This is a genomic window from Massilia sp. H6 (assembly GCF_024802625.1).
Taxonomy (GTDB): Bacteria; Pseudomonadota; Gammaproteobacteria; order Burkholderiales; family Burkholderiaceae_D; genus Telluria.
Window position 1 is genome coordinate 3,466,651 of record NZ_CP103371.1, and the last position, 23,192, is coordinate 3,489,842.

Genomic DNA, 23,192 nt, shown 5'->3' on the forward strand with positions numbered 1-23,192 from the left:
CGCCAATGCGGTTGCCGAAACAGTGATCGTTGTTAGCACAGATGTTTGTACATAAAGGACATTCGAAATGAGTATCTTTGACAACTACGCAGCCCGTTACGAGCGCACCCGGGAAGAGGAATATTCCATGTCGGAGTTCCTTCAGTTGTGCAAACAAGACCCCCTCACTTACGCCACCGCCCCGGAACGCATGCTCGCGGCCATCGGCGAGCCAACCCTGGTCGACACCCGCCTTGACCCACGTTTGTCGCGCATCTTTGCCAACAAGGTTATCAAGCTCTATCCGGCCTTCCGCGAGTTCTATGGCATGGAAGAAGTGATCGAACAGGTGGTCTCGTATTTCCGCCACGCGGCGCAAGGCCTGGAAGAGCGCAAGCAGATTCTCTATCTGCTCGGTCCGGTTGGCGGCGGCAAGTCGTCGATCGCGGAAAAGCTCAAGAGCCTGATGGAACATGTGCCCTTTTATGCGATCAAGGGTTCACCCGTAAACGAATCGCCGCTCGGCCTGTTCAATGAACTCGAAGACGGCACCATCCTCGAAGAAGACTATGGCATCCCGCGCCGCTACCTGCGCGCCATCCCGAGCCCATGGGCAGTCAAGCGCCTGCACGAGTTCGGCGGTGACATCAACAAGTTCCGCGTCGTGCGGCGCTACCCGTCGATTCTGAAACAGGTCGCCATTTCCAAGACCGAACCGGGCGACGAGAACAACCAGGATATTTCTTCGCTGGTCGGCAAGGTCGACATCCGCAAGCTCGAAGACTACGCGCAGGACGATCCGGATGCCTATAGCTATTCCGGCGGCCTGTGCCTGGCCAACCAGGGCCTGATGGAGTTCGTCGAGATGTTCAAGGCCCCGATCAAGGTGTTGCATCCGCTGCTGACGGCGACGCAAGAGGGCAATTACAAGGGCACCGAAGGCTTCGGCGCGATTCCGTTCGAAGGCATCGTCCTGGCGCACTCGAACGAGTCCGAATGGAAGACCTTCCGCAACAACCGCAACAACGAGGCCTTCCTCGACCGTATCTATATCGTCAAGGTGCCCTACTGCCTGCGTGTTTCTGACGAGATCAAGATCTACGATAAGTTGATGCACAACTCTTCGCTCGACAAGGCGCCTTGCGCGCCGGGCACGCTGCGCATGATGGCGCAGTTCGCGATCCTGTCGCGTCTGAAAGACCCCGAAAATTCCAGCATCTACTCCAAGATGCTGGTCTATGACGGCGAAAACCTCAAGGACACCGATCCCAAGGCCAAGTCGCTGCACGAATACGTCGACTATGCCGGCGTCGACGAAGGCATGAACGGCCTGTCGACCCGGTTTGCGTTCAAGATCCTGTCCAAGGTCTTCAATTTCGACAATACCGAAGTGGCCGCCAACCCGGTGCACCTGCTCTACGTGCTCGAGCAGCAAATTGAACGCGAGCAGTTCCCGCCAGAAACCGAGCAGCGCTACCTGTCCTATATCAAGGAACACCTGGCGCAGCGCTATGTCGATTTCATCGGCAAGGAAATCCAGACCGCCTACCTCGAAAGCTATTCGGAATACGGCCAGAACATTTTCGACCGCTACGTGACCTTTGCCGACTTCTGGATCCAGGACCAGGAATTCCGCGATCCCGACACCGGCGAGAGTTTCGACCGCGAATCGCTCAATGCCGAACTCGAGAAGATCGAGAAGCCGGCCGGCATCTCGAATCCTAAAGATTTCCGAAACGAAATCGTCAACTTCAGCCTGCGCGCGCGGGCCACCAATGCCGGAAAAAATCCGGCCTGGACCAGCTACGAGAAATTCCGTAGCGTGATCGAGAAGAAGATGTTCTCGAATACCGAGGAACTGTTGCCAGTGATCTCCTTCAATGCCAAGGCAAGTGCCGAGGACGCCAACAAGCACGCCGATTTCGTGGCCCGTATGGTCGAGAAAGGCTATACGCCGAAACAGGTGCGCTTGCTGTGCGAATGGTATTTGCGCGTAAGGAAGTCCTCCTGACAAGGGCGTGGGCGCGCGCCGCGAAAAAACGGCGTGCGCTGCACATGCGATCGCGGTGCGTATTAAGATAGATGTACCGAGATACCGCCAGTGCGTCCGCACAGTATCGGCGGCTCTGTGTGCCGCCACCACAGGAGGCCTGTTTTGACTTACCTCATCGACCGTCGGTTGCAGGGAAAGAACAAGTCAGCGGTCAACCGCGAACGTTTCCTGCGCCGCTACAAGGCGCAAATCAAGGACGCGGTCGGCCGCGCGATCAAGGGCCGCTCGATCACCGATATCGAGAACGGCGAAAAAGTCACGATCCCCGTCAAAGACGTCAACGAGCCCCATTTTGGTCATGCCCACGGCGGCGTCTGGGAAACCGTCAACCCCGGCAATACCGAATATCAAAAGGGTGACCAGTTCAGCCGTCCGCGCAGCGGCGGCGGCGGTCCCGGGCGCGGACGCGCCGGCAATAGCGACCAGACCAACGAGGACGACTTCATCTTCGAGCTGTCACGCGAAGAATTCATGAACTATTTCTTTGAAGATCTTGAGCTGCCGAACATGGTCAAGACCCAGCTAGCCCAGACCATCGAATACAAGAGCCAGCGGGCCGGCTACAACGTCTCGGGCACGCCGTCCAATATTCACGTGCTGCGTTCGCTGCGCGGCGCACTCGGCCGCCGCATCGCCGTGGGCGGCCCGGCCCGGCGCGAACTCAAGCACGCCGAAGAAGAGCTGCAAGCGCTGCTCGACGCCGGCGCCCCCCTCGATGACGAGATGGTGGTGGAGCTCAGGCAGCGCATCCACCACCTGCATATCCGGCTCAACGCTATTCCTTTCATCGATCCCTTCGACCTGCGCTACTCGAACCGCATCAAGGTGCCCAAGCCCAGCACCCAGGCCGTCATGTTCTGCATCATGGACGTGTCCGGCTCGATGGACGAGACCCGCAAGGACACGGCCAAGCGCTTCTTCATCCTGCTCTACCTGTTCCTCAAGCGTGCCTACGAAAAAATCGATGTCGTCTTCATCCGCCACCACACGGCAGCAGCCGAGGTCGATGAAAACGAGTTTTTCCACTCGCGCGAGTCCGGCGGCACCGTAGTGTCATCGGCGCTGCACCTGCTGCAGAAAGTGATTTCCGAGCGCTATGGCAGCGCTGACTGGAACGCCTACGTGGCCCAGGCCTCGGACGGCGACAACTGGGACAACGACTCGGTGCTGTGCAAGCAGATCCTGAACAACGCCATCATGCCGCGGGTACAGTACTACACCTACGTCGAGATCACCGACGGCCCGCCGCAGAACCTGTGGGAACAATATTGCGAGGTAGCCGACCACCACAAGAATTTCGCGATGCAGAAGATCGTCACGCCGGCCGACATCTACCCGGTCTTCCGTGAGCTGTTCAAGAAGCAGCCGAAGTAATAGCGCAGCAACGAGACGAGACGGAGGCACCCCATGCCGAGAGACCCGAACAATCCGCGCGCCCTGCCCGAGCAGTCCGAATGGACCTTCGAGCTGATCGAGCAGGCGCACGATGAAATCAAGCGGGTAGCCAAGCGCTACCACCTGGATACCTATCCGAACCAGCTTGAAATCATTACCGCCGAGCAAATGATGGATGCCTACACTTCGGTCGGCATGCCTGTCTCCTACAACCATTGGTCGTTCGGCAAGCATTTCCTGTCGACCGAAAAGAGTTACAAGCGTGGCCAGATGGGCCTGGCCTACGAGATCGTCATCAACTCGAATCCCTGCATCGCCTACCTGATGGAAGAAAACAGCCTGACAATGCAGGCGCTGGTCATTGCCCACGCTGCCTATGGCCATAATTCTTTCTTCAAGGGAAATTACCTGTTTCGCACCTGGACCGATGCCGACGCCATCGTCGACTACATGGTGTTTGCCAAGAATTACATCGCCGAATGCGAGCAGCGCTACGGCATCGATGCCGTCGAGGATTTGCTCGATTCGTGCCATGCGCTGCAAAATTACGGGGTCGACCGCTACAAGCGCCCGGCCAAGCTCTCGGTGGCACAAGAAAAAGCGCGCTTGAAAGAGCGCGAAGAATATGCGCAGTCGCAGGTCAACTCGATCTGGCGCACCCTGCCGCTGCGCGAAGAGCAGGTGCTCGATGCGGGGCCACTGCGCTTTCCGCCCGAGCCCGAAGAGAACCTGCTCTACTTCATTGAAAAATACGCACCCCTGCTAGAACCCTGGCAGCGCGAACTGGTTCGTATTACCCGCAAGATCTCGCAATATTTTTATCCGCAGCGCCAGACCCAGGTCATGAACGAAGGCTGGGCCACTTTCTGGCACTACACGATCTTGCAAGACTTGTACAAGGAAGGCATCGTCGGCGACGGCTTCATGCTGGAATTTCTCCAAAGCCACACGAATGTCGTCTACCAGCCGCCCGCGACCAGCCCTTACTACAGCGGCATCAACCCCTATGCGCTCGGTTTCGCCATGATGACCGACATTCGCCGCATTTGCGAAGAGCCAACCGACGAAGACCGAACCTGGTTCCCCGACATTGCAGGAAGCGCGTGGATCGAGACGATGGATTTTGCGATGCGCAACTTCAAGGACGAAAGCTTCATCGCGCAATACATGTCGCCCAAACTGATTCGTGATTTCCACTTCTTCGCCATCCTCGACGACGACCGCAGCGACAAACTGACCATTTCGGCGATCCACGACGAACAGGGTTACCGCTATGTCAGGCATAAGCTGGCCGAGCAGTACAATATTGGCAGCCGCGAACCCAATATCCAGGTTTGGCAAGTCAATACCCGCGACGATCGGGCCCTGACCCTGCGCCATACGCAGTTCAACCGCCGCCCCTTGAACCAGCAGGCCCAGGAGGTGCTCAAGCATGTGGCACGCCTATGGGGCTTCGACGTTCGCCTCGAAACCGTGGACCCTGGCGGCCACGTGCTCAGCTTCCTGGAGTGCCGCCGCGAAAAACGCGGACGCTAATGTGAATCTTTCGGTCGTGGTGTTGCCGCAACGACGGCAAGACCGCGACCCTGGCCAGCGGCGGCCATGCCTCGGCTGACCCGACTACTGCTTCACATCACCATTCTTTCCTGGCACTACCCCTGCGCACTACTACCTCCCCCACCCTGATCGACCAGCACCACGCAACTATATTTGCGCTTGGGTGCGCTAACACACTGTTCAAACTGCCGGTTTCCATGTAGTTTTGCTATGCGGCCGTCGTCCTGATGAGTCCAAACGGCGCGAATTTGTACGCATGGGGCATAGCAACCCGCTTTTCGCCTATCACTTTCTGCTATGGGTCAAGCGTGCGCGCGATTCAACTTGCGGCAGCAAACCGATTGCACAAGCTCCATGAGACTGGCTATAGTTTGCAGAAACACCCGATGTTCATCGTACGAAATTTGCTGACTGTCAATTTAGGCACGCATAATTTGGTGAAACCAGTCACTCTGCCTGACGATCCACACATGGAGGAGAATCAAAACAAACAATTACAAAACATCATTGATTTTTGGGCCATGAATGCGCCGGGGCCAACCAGATATAGATGAGCTTGTTTCCCTGTTTTTACAGGCAGATAGGACTGTTTTGGGGATGCAAAAATGTATGCCCAAAAAAGAATTCGTAGGTATAATTCTTTGATGTCCCGCAAGCGGCCCTAGGTTTTTGTCGTGTTGAGTGGGTTTAGTGGCAACAAAAAAGAGTTGGTATTGGAGAAAGATGGCATGAATTTTACGCATGAGAAGAACCCGGGAAAGAATTTCACAGGTCTCGCCATTGTCATCCTGTTGCACGTACTGGTAGCTTGGGCCGTCGTCAATGGCTTGGGCACCCGGATCGTTAACAAGGTAACCGAGGCTGTGGAAACGAAACTGATCGAAGAGGTGAAGCCGCCGCCACCGCCGGATACGCCTCCACCGCCGCCTCCGCCGGAAATGAAGGCTCCGCCACCGCCATTCATCCCACCGGTTGAAGTGCAGGTGCAGACGCCGCCGCCGCCGCAAAATGCGATCACGACGGCAACCAACACGCCGCCGCCGACCACATCGCTGGCACCGCCGGCCCCGCCAGCACCGACTGCCCCTCCGGCACCGCCTGCTCCGCGTGCGCCGAGCCGTACCGAAGCTGTGGCCGACTTCAATACTTGCGCACGTCCGGAATATCCGCGTTCGTCGCAGCGTAACGAAGAGACCGGTACTACGACCCTGCAGTTCCTGATTGGTTCTGATGGTCGCGTGATGGATTCCAAATTGCAGAAGTCGAGCGGCTTCCGTGATCTGGACCGAGCCGCTCAGTCGGCTCTGAGCAAATGCCGATTCAAGCCGGCCATGGTTGATGGCCAGCCGCAACAGGCGTGGACAGCGGTGCAGTACGTCTGGACGCTGGAATAAAACCGAGACAGAACATCGTCTCAACCCTGTGATTTTCGTTGTTATAAGTTCAGCGAACTGTCTATTTTATATTTTTGGAGGAAGCATGTTTAAGAATACCCGTTTGTCCGCTATGCTGGCGGCTGTCCTGTTCTCGGTAACGGCGGCATCGGCCCTGGTCTCCGCACCAGCCTTCGCCGACGCTCCTGCTGCAGGCGCTGTTGCTCCAGCGGCTGACACGGCTGCCCCAGCTGTCGACGCAACTGAAGCACCTGCAGTCGATGCTGCTGCTGTCGACACCGCAGCCCCAATGGGCGACGCCGCTCCTGCCGCAGCTGGCAGCACCGAAGAAGTCCACAACCCGTACGGCATCGGCGCCATGTGGGAAGAAGGCGACTTCGTCAACAAGGGCACCATCATCATCCTGGCCCTGATGTCGATCGGTTCGTGGTACATCATCATCACCAAGCTCATCGATCAGCAAAAGATCATGGGCCAGTCGAAGGATGCTTCGGCCAAGTTCTGGAAAGCCCCATCGATCGCTGCCGGTTCGGCAACGCTGAAAGAAGGCTCGCCATTCCGCTTCATCGCTGAAACCGGCACCAAGGCAACCCAGCACCACGACGGCGCCCTGCTCGAGCAGATCGACCTGTCGACCTGGGTCACCATGCAGATCCAGCGCGCAGTGGACCGCGTTCAGTCGCGTCTGCAAGATGGCCTGTCGTTCCTGGCAACCGTCGGTTCGACCTCGCCGTTCATCGGCCTGTTCGGTACCGTCTGGGGCATCTACAACGCGCTGACCGCCATTGGTATGTCGGGTAACGCATCGATCGACAAAGTCGCAGGTCCAGTGGGTGAAGCACTGATCATGACCGCCTTCGGTCTGTTCGTGGCAGTTCCTGCGGTCCTGGGTTACAACTGGCTGGTGCGTCGTAACAAGTCGGTCATGGAAGACGTCCGTTCGTTCAGCGCCGATGTGCACTCGGTCCTGATCTCGGGTGCCATGTCGACCTCGAACGCCGCCACTGGCGCCAAGAAAGCTGGTTAAGCCATGTCGATGAGTGTCGGCTCCGATTCCGGAGATGAAGATGCCGTGATGTCAGAGATCAACACGACGCCGCTAGTCGACATCATGTTGGTTCTTCTGATCATCTTCCTGATCACCAGCCCGGTGGTTCTGAACCTGCAGAAGGTCGCCCTTCCTGCCGAGTCGAACCAGGTCACCAAGTCCAAGCCGGAAGACGTCAACATCACCATCAACAAAGATGGCGAGATGTACTACAACCAGACGCGCATCGCGAACACGGACGAGCTGTTCAAGTTCCTCGCGGAGCAGTCGGTGAAGCAGCCGCAGCCGGCAGTGAAAGTTCGTGGCGACCAGGAAAGCCGCTACGAAGCGATCGGCCGAGTCATTTACACGGCTCAGCGTGCTGGGATTCAGAAGGTCGGTTTCGTGATCGAACCGCCTGACAGGGGATAACACCCTGTCCGCGAAGTCGAGATCCTCGCGGGTCTTGATTTCGCGTCCGTTGCCCCAACATTTGAAAAGGAAACACCATGAGCATGAACGTGGGTTCGGGCTCCGCTAAAGGAGCCGATCCGGAACCGATGATGGAAATGAACATGACGCCGCTGATTGACGTCCTGCTCGTTTTGATCATTATGATGATTATCACGATTCCGAAGCAAAACCACTCGGTCAACCTGAACATGCCGGTCGGCACCCCGCCGCCATCGACGGTGAAGCCAGTGGTAGTAACGATCGATGTAGACTTCGATGGCACCATCCTCTGGGACGGCGAGATCATTGCTGATCGCGCCACCCTGGAAGCCAAGATGAACGGTGTCGCTGCAATGCCTGACCAGCCGGAAGTGCATCTGCGTCCGAACAAGCTGGTCGAGTACAAGGTCGTCGCCGGTGTCATGGCAACGGCCCAGCGTCTTGGCGTCACCAAGATCGGCATGGTCGGTAACGAGCAGTTCCAGTAATCGACGCATGTTTTGACCAACACGGCAGGGTTTCCCTGCCGTGTCCATTTTGAAGAAGGATGTTTTCAGATGATTAAATTCCGTCTCGCACACCTTGGCCTCGCATTGGCCGCCCTCGGTTTCACCGCTGCCCTGCCGGTAGTCGGTATCGCGCCTGCGCATGCCGCAGTCCTGCGCGCTGAAGTCGGCAAACCACTGCAGCAAGCCCAATCGCTGATGAAGCAAGGCAACCACAAAGGCGCCCTGGCAGCCCTGCGCGAAGCGGATAAAGCAGCCAGGGACGACAACGAGCGTTTCCTCATCGAGCGCGTGCGCGCTTCGGCCTCGTCGTCGGCCGGTGACTGGGATACCGCCGCGCGATCGTTCGAAAAACTGCTCGATTCGGGCAAGCTCAACGCCACTGAGCGTTCGCAATTCTCGGAAGGCCTGGTCGGCATCTATATGCGCGCCGGCGACCTGAGCAAGGCCAACGCCACTATCCTCAAGCTGCTGAAGGACCGTAACGATCCAAAGCTGCGCGCCTACCTGATGCAGAATTACTACAAGCAGGGCAATGTTGCCGCGCTTGAAGCCGAACTGCGCAATGCCGAAAAGAGCGGTCGCCTGAGCGAGGACGAACTCGGCATGCTGGCCAACATCCAGCTCAAGAAGAACGACAAGGCTGGCTATGTCAACACCATCGAAAAGCTGGCGTCGAACTATCCAAAGACCCAGTACTGGACCGATTTGCTCAACCGCGTGCAGGGCAAGCCTGGTTTCTCCAACCGCCTGTCGGTTGACGTATACCGCCTGAAGCTGGCCAACAACCTGCTGAAAAAGCCAAGCGAATACATGGAAATGGCCCAGCTTGTGATGCAGTCGCGGGCACCGGCAGAAGCACTGAAGGTCATCGACAAGGGCTACAAGGCTGGCGCCCTGGGCACCGGGCCGGATGCCGCTCGCCACCAGCGTCTGAAAGACCTGGCCGAGAAGAACCTGGCCGAGCAAAACAAGAATGTCGCGTCCCTGGAAGCCGAGTACCGGGCAGCCAATGACAACGACGCGCTGGTGGGTCTCGGCTATGCGCTGGTCCAGGCTGGCCAGGCCGACAAGGGCCTGAAGATGATGGAGAGCGCTATCAAGGCCGGCGGCCTGCGTCGTACCGACGAAGCCAAGCTGCGCCTGGGCGAAGCCTATGCCGCGGCTGGCAAGAAGCAGCAAGCCATCAGCACCTTCAAGACGGTCAGCGGCAAGGAAGGCACCGCCGACCTGGCGCGCTACTGGATCATGGCAATCAACCGCCCGATCGCCTGATCAGGCAAGCAGTCATGAAACGCCGCCTGTTCGCAGGCGGCTTTTTTTTGCCCAAGCACGGCGTGCAGCGTGCACATTGCTCGACAGCGGCTCCACCCTTCGTTGCTGTGCAACATCCGAGTTACCGTATAATCAGCACTTCGCGCCGGAGCGGCCGGCTGCGCAACTGGAACCATTAATGAAGGTATTTCGCGGACTTCCCAACGACAGGGCGCGCGCGCCATGTGCGCTGACGATCGGCAACTTTGACGGTGTCCACCGCGGCCACCAGGCATTGCTGGCCCAGGTGCGCGGCGCCGCCGCATCGCTCGGGATCGAAGCTGCGGTCATGACCTTCGAGCCCCATCCGCGCGAATATTTCGCCCAGCGCAGCGGCGACCTGTCGAAAGCGCCGGCACGCATCGCCAACCTGCGCGACAAGCTCAGCGACCTGGCCGACTCCGGCATCGACCGCGTCATTGTCGAGCACTTCAACGAACAGTTTGCCGCCCAGACCCCGCACGACTTCGTCAAGCAGGTGCTGGTCGACGGCTTGCACGTCAAGTGGCTGATGGTGGGTGACGACTTCCGCTATGGCGCCCGGCGCCTTGGCGATATTGCAATGCTCGAAGCAGCCGGCCGTGAATTCGGCTTCCAGGTCGCTACGCTCGGCGCCGTCATGCACGGAGAACGCCGTATCTCTTCCTCGGCCGTGCGTGAGGCACTGGCGCAGGGAGACTTTGCCGCTACCCAGCAATTGCTGGGTCATCCCTACACGATGTCGGGGCATGTGATCCATGGCCGCAAGCTGGGCCGCACGCTCGGTTTCCCGACCCTGAACCTGCGCGTTGCCCACCGCCCTGCCGTGTCCGGCATCTTCGTGGTGCAGGTGCATGGCCTGGCCGACCAGGCCCTGCCGGCAGTGGCCAGCATCGGCGTGCGCCCGACCGTCGAAGACGCCGGCCGCATGCTGCTCGAAGTGCACGTGTTCGACTACGACGCGTCCGCCTATGGCAAGCTGGTACGGGTCGAATTTCTGGCCAAGCTGCGCGACGAAGAAAAATACATCGACCTGCCCACCTTGACCACCGCGATCGAGCGCGACGCCGTGCAGGCGCGCGCCTTCTTCGCCCACCGCAACGGCGCGCTGACCGCGACCGACCGAATTTGACGCTGCCCGCCCCCGCGCGCGCGATGTCCGCGGCCTGGCCGCGACCCTGACCTGTATCCCCTAGAGAAAAACTTATGTCCGATACCAAACCTGTCCAGAACGCCACGCCAAAGGCCGCCAAGAAGCCCGAGAGCAAATATCCGGTCAATATGACCGACACCCCGTTCCCGATGCGCGGCGACCTCGCCAAGCGCGAGCCGGGCTGGGTCCAGCAGTGGCAAGAAAAAAAGCTGTATCACCGTATCCGCAAGGCCAGCGCCGGCCGTCCGAAGTTCATCCTGCACGACGGCCCACCCTATGCCAACGGCGACATCCACCTCGGTCACGCCGTCAACAAGATCCTGAAAGACATGGTCGTGAAATCGCGCACCATGGCCGGCTTCGACGCGCCCTATGTGCCGGGCTGGGACTGCCACGGCATGCCGATCGAGATCCAGATCGAGAAACTGTACGGCAAGAACCTGCCGACCGCCGAAGTGCTGCAGAAGGCCCGTGCCTACGCACTCGAGCAGATCGACCGCCAGCGCGCCGGCTTCATCCGCCTGGGCGTGCTGGGCGAGTGGGAAAACCCCTATATGACCATGGCTTACGGTAACGAAGCCGACGAACTGCGCGCGCTCGGCAAGCTGCTCGACAAGGGATATGTCTACCGCGGCCTCAAACCGGTGAACTGGTGCTTCGACTGCGGCTCGGCCCTGGCCGAAGCGGAAGTGGAGTACCAGGACAAGCGCGACCCGGCGATCGACGTCGGCTTCCCGTTCGCGCAGCCCGAGAAAATCGCGGCCGCCTTCGGCTTGGCCGAACTGCCGACCGCCAACGGCTTCATCGTGATCTGGACCACCACCCCGTGGACCATCCCGTCGAACCAGGCCCTGAACGTCAATCCGGAAGTGACCTATTCTCTGGTGCAGACTGAACGCGACGGCCTGCCGTTGCTGCTGATCCTGGCCGCCGACCTGGCCGAATCGGTGCTGGCGCGCTATAAGCTCGAAGGCCGCACCATTGCGACTACCCTCGGCGAACAACTCGGCGGCCTGCAGTTCAAGCACCCGCTGTATGCGCAAGATGCGTTCTACGACCGCCTCTCGCCGGTCTACCTGGCCGACTACGTCACCACCGACAGCGGCACCGGCGTGGTCCACTCGGCACCGGCCTATGGCCTGGAAGACTTCCAGTCGTGCAAGGCGCACGGCCTGAAGGACGACGACATCCTGAAACCGGTGATGGGCGACGGCCGCTTCGCCCTGAGCCTGCCGCTGTTCGGCGGCTTGAGCATCTGGGAAGCCTCCAAGCCGATCTGCGCCGCCCTGAAGGACGCTGGCGCGCTGTTCGAGCTGAAGATGTTCGACCATAGCTACATGCATTGCTGGCGCCACAAGACGCCGATCGTCTATCGCGCCACGAGCCAGTGGTTTGCCGGCATGGACACCGTTCCGAACGACGGCGGCAAGAGCCTGCGCGAGACCGCCCTGAGCGGCATCGCCGACACCAAATTCTTTCCCGAGTGGGGCCAGGCACGCCTGCATGGCATGATCGAGAACCGTCCGGACTGGACCCTGTCGCGCCAGCGCCAGTGGGGCGTGCCGATGGCGTTCTTCATCCACAAGGAAACCGGCGAGCTGCACCCGCGCACCCCCGAACTGCTCGAGCAGGTGGCCAAGCTGATCGAAGCGAACGGCATCGATGCCTGGCAGAGCCTGGATCCCGCCACCTTGCTGGGCGACGACGCCCATCATTACGAAAAAAACAAGGACACGCTCGACGTCTGGTTCGACTCGGGCGCGACGCACCAGACCGTGCTGCGCGGCTCGCATGCCGAACAGTCAAGCTTCCCGGCCGACCTCTACCTGGAAGGCTCGGACCAGCACCGCGGCTGGTTCCATTCTTCGCTGCTGACCTCGTCGATGCTCAACGGCCGCCCGCCCTACAAGGCGCTGCTGACCCACGGCTTCACGGTCGACGAACACGGCAAGAAGATGTCGAAGTCGCTCGGTAACACGCTGGCGCCGCAGAAGATCTCGGACACGCTCGGCGCCGACATCCTGCGCCTGTGGGTCGCCTCGACCGACTATACGGGCGAACTGTCGATCAGCGAAGAGATCCTCAAGCGGGTAACCGAGTCCTACCGCCGCATCCGCAACACGCTGCGCTTCCTGCTGGCCAACACCTCGGACTTCGAGCCAGGCCAGCACGCCGTACCGGTGGCCGAGATGCTCGAGATCGACCGCTACGCAATCGCCGCGATGGCGGCGCTGCAGGACGACATCGGCGCGCACTTCGAGCGCTACGAGTTCCATCCGGTCGTCTCTCGCCTGCAGAACTACTGCTCGGAAGACCTGGGCGGCTTCTACCTCGACATCCTGAAAGACCGCCTGTACACCAACGGCATCGACTCGCCGGCGCGGCGCTCGGCCCAGACCGCACTGTGGCACATCGCCCAGTCGCTGCTGCGGGTGATGGCGCCGATCCTGTCGTTCACCGCCGAGGAAGCCTGGGCCGTGTTCGCGGGCCCGCAAGCCTATGCGGCCAGCGACGAGACCATCTTCACCCAGACCCAGTGGACTTTCCCGGAGCTGGCCGACGCTCAGGCGCTGCTGGCCAAGTACGCGGCGCTGCGCGCAGTGCGCACCGACGTCACCAAGCAGCTGGAAGAACTGCGCGCTTCCGGCGCCATCGGCTCGTCGCTGCAGGCGGAGCTGGCGATCAAGGCGGCCGGCGACAAGTTCACGCTGCTGGCGAGCCTGGAAGACGACCTGAAGTTCGTCTTCATCACCTCGCAGGCAAGCGTCGAGCAGGTGGCGGACGCCGCCAACGAAGCGGTGGCCGTGACGCCGTCGGAAGCGGCCAAGTGCGAGCGCTGCTGGCACTACCGCCGCGACGTCGGCCACGACCACGAACACGCCGGCCTGTGCGGCCGCTGCACCAGCAACCTGTTCGGACGCGGCGAAACGCGCCGGTTCGCGTAACTCACTCCCTCACGGGGTCCACCGCCATGGCGTTCTTCCAGGACGGCATGGCGGGTCTCGATACAGTCATCATGGCCACCAAAAAGAAACCCGCTGTTCCAGGCATCAAGCCTGTTTATAAAAGTTCGCCCAGCCTGCTGCCGTGGTTTGGCATCGCCCTGGTCATCGTCTTGCTCGACCAGGTCACCAAGCTCACCGTCGAGCGCAGCTTCGCCTACGGCGAGACGCTGCCGATCACCAGCTTCTTCAATTTGATCAAGGTGTATAACCCGGGCGCGGCCTTCAGCTTCCTGGGCGACGCCGGCGGCTGGCAGCGCTACTTCTTCACTGCCATCGGCTTCTTCGCGGTCGGCTTCATGCTCTACCTGATGAAAAAGCATGCCAACCAGCGCCTGTTCTGCTTCGCCCTCAGCCTGCTCATGGGTGGGGCGATCGGCAACGTGATCGACCGCATGGCCTACGGCCACGTGATCGACTTCCTGGATTTCTACTGGCCCGGCGTTGGCCATTTCCCGGCGTTTAACGTGGCGGACATTTGCATTTCGATCGGCGCGGTACTGTTCATCATGGATGAACTGCGCCGCGTTAACAAGTCCTGAGCCGGGCCATCGTCAATAGGGAGGCAGCATGAACATGGACCTCAGGGGCAAGAAAATCGTTCTCGGCTTGAGCGGCGGCGTCGCCTGCTACAAGGCGGCGGAACTGTGCCGCGCCCTGGTCAAGCAGGGCGCCAGCGTGCAGGTGGTAATGAGCGAAGCGGCCACTCACTTCATTGGCGCGGTGACCATGCAGGCGCTATCTGGCCAGCCGGTCTTCACCGACCAATGGGACCCGAGGATCAGCAACAACATGGCCCATATCGACCTGAGCCGGCACGCCGATGCGATCCTGGTGGCGCCCTGCTCGGCCGACTTCATGCGCAAGCTGGCGCATGGTGCCTGCGACGACCTGCTGTCGACCCTGTGCGTAGCGCGCCCGCGCCACGTGCCGCTGCTGGTGGCGCCGGCCATGAATGTCGAGATGTGGGACAACCCGGCAACCCGGCGCAATGTCGCCCAACTGCTTGACGACGGCATTTGCCTGTTCGGCCCCGCGGCCGGATCGCAAGCCTGCGGCGAAACCGGCCTGGGCCGCATGCTCGAGCCCGAGGAGCTGCTTGAAGAACTGATCGCCTCGTTCCAGCACAAGGTGCTGGCCGGACGCCGCGTGCTGATCACGGCCGGGCCGACCTTCGAGCCCATCGACCCGGTGCGCGGCATCACCAACCTGTCGTCGGGCAAGATGGGCTATGCGGTGGCGCGCGCCGCGCGCGAAGCCGGCGCCGAAGTCACGCTGGTGTCCGGCCCGACCGCGCTGCCGACGCCGCATGGCGTGCGCCGCATCGATGTGCTGACCGCCCAGCAGATGCACGATGCCGTCATGGCCGGCGTCGAAGGGCAGCATGTGTTCATCGGCGTGGCGGCGGTGGCCGACTGGCGCGTGCGCAATGCCAGCGACCACAAGCTCAAGAAGGCCGAGGGCAGCGCCCCGCCGCAGCTGGAATTCGTGCAAAACGCCGACATCCTGGCCTCGGTTGCCGCCACCACCTCGCTCTCGGGCTGGCCTTACTGCGTCGGCTTTGCCGCCGAATCCGAGAACCTGGTGAAATTCGGCGCTGCCAAGCGCGAGAAAAAAGGCATTCCCCTGCTGGTGGGCAATATTGGCCCGCAAACCTTCGGGCAGGATGAAAACACCATCATCCTGTTCGACGACAGCGGCCATACCCTGCTCGAGCGCGCCGACAAGCTCACGCTGGCACGCCAGCTGGTCTCCGAAATCGCCAAGCGTCTCGAGCAGCACTCGTTACTCACTTAATTACACAGCAATCGCATGAAGCATATCGATCTCAAGATCCTCGACCCGCGCATGAAGGCGCTGCTGCCGGGCTACGGCACCCCCGGCAGCGCCGGCCTCGACCTGCGTGCCTGCATCGACGCGCCGCTCACGATAGAGCCAGGCCAGACGGTGCTGGTGCCGACCGGCCTGGCCATCCACATCGGCGATCCGGGCTATTGCGCCATGATCCTGCCGCGTAGTGGACTGGGCCATAAGAACGGCATCGTCCTGGGCAATCTGGTAGGCTTGATCGACTCCGATTACCAGGGACAGCTGATGGTCTCGACCTGGAACCGCAGCCACGCGAGCTTTACGCTGCAACCGATGGACCGTCTGGCCCAGCTTGTCATCGTGCCAGTGCTGCAGGTTGGCTTCAATGTGGTAGACGAGTTCGCATCTACCGAACGGGGCGCCTCAGGATTCGGCAGCACCGGCAAACAATAACAAACAAGAACGACACGAGGACAATCATGATCCGCATCCAAGGCTTGCGCCTGCGCCTGCGCCAGGCAGCACTGGGCATCACCGCCGCCGCATTGCTGTCGGCCTGCGCCACCCAGGGCCCGGCGGTCCCGGGCTCGCAGCCAGGCCCGTTCGGCCCGGCGACTCCCGCGGCCGCGCAAGTAACGCCAGAAATGGCGGCGGCAGCCGACACCCTGACCCGGATGGCGACGCTGCAAGACCGCCTGTACAAGGTCGCCGCCCCGCTGCTGATCGATAATGCCGAACTGTGTACGCGCCACGCGCGCAACCTGCTCGGTTTCACCGCCAAGAACCGCCATACCTATCCGGGCCAGTACAACGAGGCCGCGCACATGGTGCTCGGCATGGGCGAGCGCCTGCAGGTCACCAGCGTGCTGGCTGGCAGCGGCGCGGCCAAGGCCGGCCTGCGCCAGGGCGACGAACTGCTGGCCGCGGGCGGCGCGCCGCTGCCGTCCGGCCCGAATTCCCTGACCAAGGCTGGCGCGGTGTTTCGGCCCATCGTCGCCAAGCAGGCAACGCTGCCGCTGACGATCGAACGCAATGGCAAGCCGCGTGAGCTGAGCATTCCGGTCACCCGCGCCTGTGCCTTCGGAATCGAGCTGGGCAATGCCGACAATATCAATGCCTACGCCGATGGCCAGCGCGTGATGCTCACGCGCGGCATGATGGCCGTCGCCGAGAACGACCACGAACTGGCCTATGTCATCGCGCGCACGATGGCGCATAACATGCTGGGCCATGCGACCAGGCAGCGCAACGCCGCCACGATCGGCGGCATCATCGAGAACCTGACGAATATTTCGCCGGACACCTCGATGCTGATCGGCAGCGGCGGCATCAAGGCGATGCCGGCGGCGCTCGACGCCGCAGCCGACCGCCTGGCGATCTACCTGCTGGCACGCGCCGACTACCGCATCGAAGGCGCGGCCTCGTTCTGGAAGCGCTTCGCCGACACCTACCCGGCCACGGTCCTGAACGGCCACACGGCGAACCATCCTGCGCTGGCGCAGCGCATCGCGGCCATCAATAGTGCAGTGGCCGAGGTCAAGGCCAAGAGGTCGGGCAAGCAGCCGTTGACGCCTTAGATCAGGCGCGCGCCCGGCGTGGGCATGCCTCGCGCATATTTTGTATCATGGCCCATCTTCACCACTGGCGCCGTGCACACGGCCGGCACTCATGGACAGTATCGACCTCGATGTACTCAAGACCTGCGACGCCTGGCTGGCGGCAGGACGCCGATGCCAGCTGGTCACGGTCATCAAGACCTGGGGCTCGAGCCCGCGCCCGATTGGCGCCACCCTCGGTATCCGCGACGACGGCATGGTGGTCGGTTCGGTGTCCGGCGGCTGCATCGAGGACGACCTGATCGAGCGGGTGCGCGCCAACGGCATCGAGCTGTCACGTCCCGAGATCCTTAGCTACGGCATCAGCGCCGACGAGGCGCACCGCTTCGGCCTGCCCTGCGGCGGCACCATCGAACTGGCGATCGAGCCATTGTCCGGCGCTAGCTGCATACCTCAATTGCTGGAGCGCCTGCACCAGGGCGAACTGGTGGAACGGCGCGTGTGCCTGGCCACCGGCGCGGTAACACTCGAACGTGCCGCTGCCAGTGCCATCCAGCGCGTGCAAGACGGCGTACTGGCCACCGTCCACGGTCCGCGCTGGCGCCTGTTCATCATCGGTGCCGGGCCGCTGTCGCGTTTCCTGGCCCAGGTGGCCAGCGGCATGGACTACCGCGTCACCGTCTGCGACCCGCGCGAGCAATACCGCGGCGACTGGAATGTGCCAGGGGTAGAACTGCTGCATGTGATGCCCGACGACCTGGTGCTGGAGGCGCGGCTGGACGCGCGCAGCGCCGTGGTCGCGCTCACCCACGATCCCAAGCTGGACGACCTGACCCTGATGGAAGCGCTCAAGTCCGAGGCCTTCTATGTCGGCGCGATCGGCTCGCGCCTGAATAACGAGCGGCGGCGCGAACGCCTCAAGCTGTTCGACCTCGACGATACCCAACTGGCGCGCCTGCACGGGCCGGTCGGCATCTACATCGGCAGCAAGACCCCGGCCGAAATCGCGATCTCGATCCTGGCGCAGATGACCGCCATCAAGAATGGCGTACCGGACCGATTGCAGGTGTCGCATGCAGCAGCGCCGGCAGCGCCAGGCGGCGCCATCTGCGCGCGCTAGCGTCGAACGCAAGAAACGGATGGCGCGCTGCGCTGCACGCGGCCATAATCCCAGCTTCGTCCCGATTCTATCTTCCATGAACACCGTGAACATGCTGCGCCTGGTGGCGCTGGCCGCCATCTGGGGCAGCTCCTTTCTATTCATGCGCATCGCCGCGCCGGTACTGGGCCCCGCCGTGCTGATCGAATACCGGGTGCTGTTCGCCGCCCTGTTCCTGGCCGGTGTCGCCTGGCTCCTGCGCCTGCGCGGCAAGGGCGCGCCGCTCGCGCTGCGCCAGCACTGGAAGCATTACCTGATCCTGGGCTTGTTCAATTCGGCCCTGCCCTTCTTGCTGTTCGCATTTGCCGCGCGTACCCTGAGCGCTTCGGTGCTGTCGGTGCTGAACGCCACCGCGCCCATGTGGGGCGCACTGGTCGGCGCGCTGTGGGCACGCCAGGCAGTGCCCGGGCGCGCCGCACTGGGCCTGCTGCTGGGCACGGTCGGGGTCGCGCTGCTGGTCGGGCTCGACCATGTGTCGGAGCGGCCAGGCGCCTTTGTTGCCATCGGGGCCGCGCTGGTGGCGGCCTTGAGCTACAGCATCGCCAGCCAGTACGCCAGGTCGGCGCGGGCGGTGGCGCCCTTCGCCAACGCGCACGGCTCGATGTGGGCCGCGACGCTGTGCGTGATCCCGGTGCTGCCTTTCTTTCCGGCGCCGGCCGAACCGACCATGGGCATCATGGGCGCGGTACTGGCGCTGGGCGTGCTGTGCAGCGGAATCGCCTACATCCTCTACTTCAAGCTGATCGAAGAGGTCGGCCCCACTTCGGCCCTGACCGTTACTTTCCTGAACCCGATGTTCGGCATCTTGTGGGGGGCGCTGTTCCTGCATGAAGCCGTCGGCTGGCATACGCTGCTGGGCTCGGCCATCGTACTGACCGGCACCGCGCTGGTGACGGGCTTCGTGCCTTCGTTTCTGCGCGTACGCGCCGCGCTGCCGGGCAAGTAATGGAGACAGGCTACGAGATCGTGCTGCCGCCCGGCTATCGCCGTCAGGATGTGCTGGCCTTTCACGGCCGCGATACCGAAGCGCTCGCCGAACAGGTAGGACCCGAGCGCTTGCGCAAGGGCGTGCTGCTCGATGGGGTCGCGGTCGTGCTGGCGGTCGCCTTCGACGATCGCACCGTGCGCTGCACGGTCGATGCCGACGGCGCGCTCACGCCCGCGCTGCTCGGACGTGCGCACGAAGCGCTGCTCAATATCCTGGGCCTGCGCATCGACCCCGCCGCGTTTGGCAGCCTGGTGCGCGACGACCCGCTGCTGGGACCACTGGTGGCGCGCCAGCCCGGCCTGCGCATCGTGCAATCGGCAACCGTGTTCGAGGCGCTGAGCTGGGCCATCATTGGCCAGCAGATCAACCTGCCGTTTGCGATCGCGCTGCGCCGCAGTGTCATCGGGCTGGCCGGGCGCCGCCATGCGAGCGGTCTGTGGTGCTATCCGGAAGCGCCGGACCTGGCCCGCCTGCCCCTCGACGAACTGCTGAGCCGCAAGTTCTCGCGCGCGAAAGCCGAGACCCTGCTGCGGCTGGCGCAGCTCGTCGAGGCTGGCACCGTCGTGCTCGAGCGCGAGCGGCCGGTCGCCGAATTCGTGCAAGAGCTGCTGGCGATCAAGGGCATTGGCCCCTGGACCGTCAACTACGCCTTGCTGCGCGGTATTGGCTACCCCGATTGCTCACTGCACGGCGACGTGGCGATCCGTACTGCCTTGCACCGCCTGCTGGGCGGCGCCGAACGGCCGGACATCGCGGCCACCGAACTGCTGCTGGCCCGCTATGCGCCGCATCGCACGATGGCGGCCGCCTACCTGTGGGCCAGCCTCGGCAAGACCAGCGATTGAGCCCTGGCAACGCCGCGGCTCGCTAGTTCCAGCGAGGCAGCAAGTCGAATTGCTGCGCGCCCTCCCCTGAAAAGCGTATCAGCTGCGGCAGGGGAACGATGGCCAGGTTGTCGCGCCCGTAGTGGCCACCCAGGGCACTGGGAATCCTGAGGCAATAGCTGCGGTCGTCGGTAAGCGGCCCCAGCGTCGCTTCGGCCAGGTGCACGACTTCGGGCATGTACCAGTCGTTCAGAAAATCCTGGTTGTACGACAGCGCGTCGAGCGCGTCGCGGCTGTCGGCCAGCGGTTCGCAGCACAGGTCTTGCGGCCGCAGGCGCCAGTAGCACCCTTCGTCGTCACGGATGATGAGATTGCCGAATGCATTGGCCCCCAGCACCTCGACAGCGGTCAAGCCAACCCACCCCCAGGCCTCGTTGATGTCGTCCACGTTGATCATGCTTGTCTTCCCCTTCGTGTCAGCGGCCGCACCAGCGCCGGCCATCGTCTGGTTCGACCGGCCTCGACAGGCAAGATTGCGGACAGACGCCCGGAGCTTGACCTGCGTCGTGAATAAGGGAAAGAAACAAGCGAAAAACGGTGATTCAGGCGCGCATGCGAAAAAGCCGCCGGCTCTTGCGAACCGGCGGCTTTTGATATTGGTTGCGGGGACAGGATTTGAACCTGTGACCTTCGGGTTATGAGCCCGACGAGCTGCCAGACTGCTCCACCCCGCGGAATGAATTATACGCCGACCACCCTGATTACGCAAATGCAATTGCTAAAAAGGCGGCAAGGGCAGAACAAGTCGGCTTCAGAGCCCGGTAGCGGCGCGCTGGCTCTGTCTGCGTGGCATCGCTCGCCAGTGGCGATTCAGTGTAAAGTAAGCATACTTCCAAGCTTCAGAGCCCTTATGAAATTTTGTTCCGAGTGCGCCCATCCGGTTAGCCTGGCCATTCCTGACGGTGACAACCGGCCACGCTACGTCTGCCCGCAGTGCCACACCATTCATTACCAGAATCCAAAACTGGTCATCGGCACGCTTCCCGTCTGGGAATGCGACGGCAAGCTGCAAGTGCTGCTGTGCAAGCGTGCAATCGAACCGCGTTACGGCTACTGGACCCTGCCGGCCGGCTTCATGGAAAACGAAGAGACCACCGAACAGGCCGCCCTGCGCGAGACCGAAGAAGAAGCCGGTGCCGATGTCGAACTCGGCAAGCTGTTCACCTTATTGAACGTGGCCCATGTCCACCAGGTTCATCTGTTCTACCTGGCACGCCTGCGCAGCCTCGACTTCGCACCCGGCGAGGAAAGCCTCGAAGTTCAGTTGTTCACGCAAGACGACATTCCCTGGGACGACCTGGCCTTCCCGACGGTGCGCAATACGCTGGAACTGTTCTTTGCCGACCGCGTCAAAATGCGCGAGGGGGGCGGCTACGGATTTCATTGCCGGGACATCCATCGGCCCATGCTGGCTCCCCGCGAACCCGACTGACCCATTGAAGACAGCATGATTCCCTGGCTCGAGCCGACTTCGCCGTTTCCCGACGTGTCCGAGGCCTTGACCCTGGACGCGCCCGGCCTGCTGGCGGCCGGCGCCGACCTGTCGCCGCAGCGCCTGCTGCTGGCCTACCAGAACGGCATCTTCCCGTGGTTCTCGGAAGGCCAGCCTATTCTCTGGTGGAGTACCGACCCGCGCATGGTGCTGCAAACCGAGCACTTCAAGGTGAGCGACAGCCTGAAAAAAACCCTGCGCCGCGTCGAGCGCAGCCGTACCGGACACGGCGCCGCCGCACCTCGCTGGGAAGTCCGCTTCGACAGCGCGTTCGAAGACGTGATGCGCGCCTGTGCGGCGCCGCGCCGGGACGGGCCCGGCACCTGGATCTCCGAAGACATCATCGACGGCTACACCGGCCTGCACGCGATGGGCTATGCGCATTGTTCCGAAGTCTGGCTCGATGGCGAACTGGTAGGCGGCGCCTACGGCGTGTGCATCGGCCGCATGTTCTACGGCGAGTCGATGTTCGCGCGCGTGCCCGATGCATCCAAGGTGGCGCTCGCCTACCTGGTCGCTTTCCTGCGCGGGCAAGGCGTGCGCATGATCGACTGCCAGCAGGAGACCGGCCACCTGGCCTCGCTGGGCGCGGCGCCGATCGCGCGCAGCGCCTTTCTTGCGCACCTGCGCGAAGCCATTCGTGAGCCCGCCATCTCGCGCTGGGAGGTGGTGGCACCGTTGACGCCCTGACGGTAATCCGGGCGCGAATTGGCTAGAATAGCGTTACCACGCCGTCTCGAGAGCCTTGCATGACGCACCTAAATGACCTGCCCTTCGCCACGCTGCAGTTCTACACGACGGCGCCCTATCCGTGCAGCTATCTCGACGCACGCCAGGCACGTTCGCAGGTTGCGACGCCTTCGCACCTGATCAACGCCGACGTGTATTCCGAGCTGGTGCGCAATGGTTTCCGCCGTAGCGGCATCTTCACCTACCGCCCTTACTGCGACGGCTGCCAGGCCTGCATCCCGGTGCGCGTGAAATGCGCCGACTTCGCGCCCAACCGCACCCAGCGCCGCGCCTGGAAGCGCCATGCCGAGCTGGTCGCCATGGTGGCCAACCTGGCCTTCTCCGACGAGCACTACGCGCTGTACCTGCGCTACCAGACCACGCGCCACGTCGGCGGCGGCATGGACCAGGACAGCCGCGACCAGTACGCGCAGTTCCTGTTGCAAAGCCGGGTCAACACGCGCCTGGTCGAATTTCGCGAGCCGGACGGCACCCTGCGCATGGTCTCGATCATCGACGTACTGTCCGACGGCCTGTCGTCGGTCTATACCTTCTTCGACCCCGACCTGGCCGGCGCCTCGTTCGGCACCTACAACGTCATGTGGCAGGTGAACCAGGCGCGCGAACTCGGCCTGCAATATGTCTACCTGGGCTACTGGATCGAGCAGAGCCCGAAGATGGCGTACAAGATCAACTTCCGGCCGCTGGAGGCACGCATCAGGGGCGAATGGGGTGTGCTAGAGCGCTAACGGCGAGCATGCCC

At 62.2% G+C, this 23,192-nt stretch carries 21 protein-coding genes and 1 tRNA gene; 20 read left to right on the plus strand and 2 right to left on the minus strand.

Features of this window, described 5'->3' with window-relative positions:
- Positions 1–67: 67 nt before the first annotated feature.
- The 17 genes from NRS07_RS15565 (at position 68) to NRS07_RS15645 (ending at position 20,169) form a co-directional block, all read left to right on the plus strand.
- Positions 68–1,990 carry a PrkA family serine protein kinase gene (locus NRS07_RS15565; RefSeq protein ID WP_259208507.1) on the plus strand — a complete coding sequence of 641 codons (1,923 nt, stop codon included), beginning with the start codon at positions 68–70 and terminating at the stop codon, positions 1,988–1,990.
- A gap of 144 nt (positions 1,991–2,134) precedes the next feature.
- A complete protein-coding gene (locus NRS07_RS15570) occupies positions 2,135–3,406 on the plus strand; it encodes a YeaH/YhbH family protein (protein WP_259208511.1) in 1,272 nt (423 codons plus the stop codon).
- A 33-nt stretch (positions 3,407–3,439) separates the two neighbouring features.
- Positions 3,440–4,963, plus strand: a complete 1,524-nt coding sequence (locus NRS07_RS15575; RefSeq protein ID WP_259208514.1) for a SpoVR family protein — start codon at positions 3,440–3,442, stop codon at positions 4,961–4,963.
- 749 nt (positions 4,964–5,712) lie between these two features.
- A complete protein-coding gene (locus NRS07_RS15580; RefSeq protein ID WP_259208516.1) occupies positions 5,713–6,378 on the plus strand; it encodes an energy transducer TonB in 666 nt (221 codons plus the stop codon).
- 85 nt (positions 6,379–6,463) lie between these two features.
- Entirely contained in the window at positions 6,464–7,405 is a 942-nt protein-coding gene (locus tag NRS07_RS15585) for a MotA/TolQ/ExbB proton channel family protein (protein ID WP_259208518.1), read from the plus strand.
- A 3-nt stretch (positions 7,406–7,408) separates the two neighbouring features.
- The gene (locus NRS07_RS15590) at positions 7,409–7,837 is read left to right on the plus strand and encodes a biopolymer transporter ExbD (protein WP_259208520.1); all 429 of its coding nucleotides are present in this window, start codon (positions 7,409–7,411) and stop codon (positions 7,835–7,837) included.
- A 77-nt stretch (positions 7,838–7,914) separates the two neighbouring features.
- On the plus strand, positions 7,915–8,346 hold the full coding sequence (locus NRS07_RS15595; protein ID WP_259208522.1) for a biopolymer transporter ExbD: 432 nt from the start codon (positions 7,915–7,917) through the stop codon (positions 8,344–8,346).
- Between the two features lie 69 nt (positions 8,347–8,415).
- Entirely contained in the window at positions 8,416–9,639 is a 1,224-nt protein-coding gene (locus NRS07_RS15600) for a lipopolysaccharide assembly protein LapB (RefSeq protein ID WP_259208524.1), read from the plus strand.
- A gap of 178 nt (positions 9,640–9,817) precedes the next feature.
- Complete coding sequence (locus NRS07_RS15605) at positions 9,818–10,789, plus strand: bifunctional riboflavin kinase/FAD synthetase (protein ID WP_259208526.1); 972 nt, start codon at positions 9,818–9,820, stop codon at positions 10,787–10,789.
- Positions 10,790–10,863: 74 nt separating this feature from the next.
- A complete protein-coding gene (ileS, locus tag NRS07_RS15610) occupies positions 10,864–13,755 on the plus strand; it encodes an isoleucine--tRNA ligase (RefSeq protein WP_259208528.1) in 2,892 nt (963 codons plus the stop codon).
- Positions 13,756–13,826: 71 nt separating this feature from the next.
- Positions 13,827–14,354: a signal peptidase II gene (gene lspA / locus NRS07_RS15615; RefSeq protein ID WP_259213276.1), complete on the plus strand. Its 528-nt coding sequence runs from the start codon at positions 13,827–13,829 to the stop codon at positions 14,352–14,354.
- A gap of 34 nt (positions 14,355–14,388) precedes the next feature.
- On the plus strand, positions 14,389–15,609 hold the full coding sequence (gene coaBC / locus NRS07_RS15620) for a bifunctional phosphopantothenoylcysteine decarboxylase/phosphopantothenate--cysteine ligase CoaBC (RefSeq protein ID WP_259213285.1): 1,221 nt from the start codon (positions 14,389–14,391) through the stop codon (positions 15,607–15,609).
- Positions 15,610–15,624: 15 nt separating this feature from the next.
- Positions 15,625–16,074, plus strand: a complete 450-nt coding sequence (gene dut / locus NRS07_RS15625; RefSeq protein ID WP_259208530.1) for a dUTP diphosphatase — start codon at positions 15,625–15,627, stop codon at positions 16,072–16,074.
- 26 nt (positions 16,075–16,100) lie between these two features.
- Complete coding sequence (locus tag NRS07_RS15630; RefSeq protein WP_259208532.1) at positions 16,101–17,198, plus strand: M48 family metallopeptidase; 1,098 nt, start codon at positions 16,101–16,103, stop codon at positions 17,196–17,198.
- 91 nt (positions 17,199–17,289) lie between these two features.
- Positions 17,290–18,297 (plus strand): XdhC family protein, encoded by a 1,008-nt coding sequence (locus tag NRS07_RS15635; protein ID WP_259208534.1) that lies wholly within the window; start codon positions 17,290–17,292, stop codon positions 18,295–18,297.
- Positions 18,298–18,373: 76 nt separating this feature from the next.
- On the plus strand, positions 18,374–19,282 hold the full coding sequence (locus NRS07_RS15640; RefSeq protein WP_259208535.1) for a DMT family transporter: 909 nt from the start codon (positions 18,374–18,376) through the stop codon (positions 19,280–19,282).
- Positions 19,282–20,169 (plus strand): DNA-3-methyladenine glycosylase, encoded by an 888-nt coding sequence (locus tag NRS07_RS15645; RefSeq protein ID WP_259208537.1) that lies wholly within the window; start codon positions 19,282–19,284, stop codon positions 20,167–20,169. The genes NRS07_RS15640 and NRS07_RS15645 overlap by 1 nt, the downstream gene beginning before the upstream one ends.
- A 22-nt stretch (positions 20,170–20,191) precedes the next feature.
- On the opposite strand, the gene NRS07_RS15650 is transcribed toward NRS07_RS15645, so the two are convergent.
- Both NRS07_RS15650 and NRS07_RS15655 read right to left on the minus strand, forming a co-directional pair.
- Positions 20,192–20,605 carry a DUF1851 domain-containing protein gene (locus NRS07_RS15650; RefSeq protein WP_259208540.1) on the minus strand — a complete coding sequence of 138 codons (414 nt, stop codon included), beginning with the start codon at positions 20,603–20,605 and terminating at the stop codon, positions 20,192–20,194.
- 200 nt (positions 20,606–20,805) lie between these two features.
- Positions 20,806–20,882: transfer RNA gene (locus NRS07_RS15655), tRNA-Met, on the minus strand.
- 176 nt (positions 20,883–21,058) lie between these two features.
- Here NRS07_RS15655 and NRS07_RS15660 point away from each other — a divergent pair.
- From NRS07_RS15660 to NRS07_RS15670, 3 genes are read left to right on the plus strand one after another with little or no spacing between them, the layout of a single operon-like run.
- Positions 21,059–21,640: an NUDIX hydrolase gene (locus NRS07_RS15660; protein ID WP_259208542.1), complete on the plus strand. Its 582-nt coding sequence runs from the start codon at positions 21,059–21,061 to the stop codon at positions 21,638–21,640.
- Positions 21,641–21,655: 15 nt separating this feature from the next.
- Entirely contained in the window at positions 21,656–22,390 is a 735-nt protein-coding gene (gene aat, locus NRS07_RS15665; protein ID WP_259208544.1) for a leucyl/phenylalanyl-tRNA--protein transferase, read from the plus strand.
- A gap of 59 nt (positions 22,391–22,449) precedes the next feature.
- A complete protein-coding gene (locus tag NRS07_RS15670; protein WP_259208546.1) occupies positions 22,450–23,178 on the plus strand; it encodes an arginyltransferase in 729 nt (242 codons plus the stop codon).
- Positions 23,179–23,192: the final 14 nt, after the last annotated feature.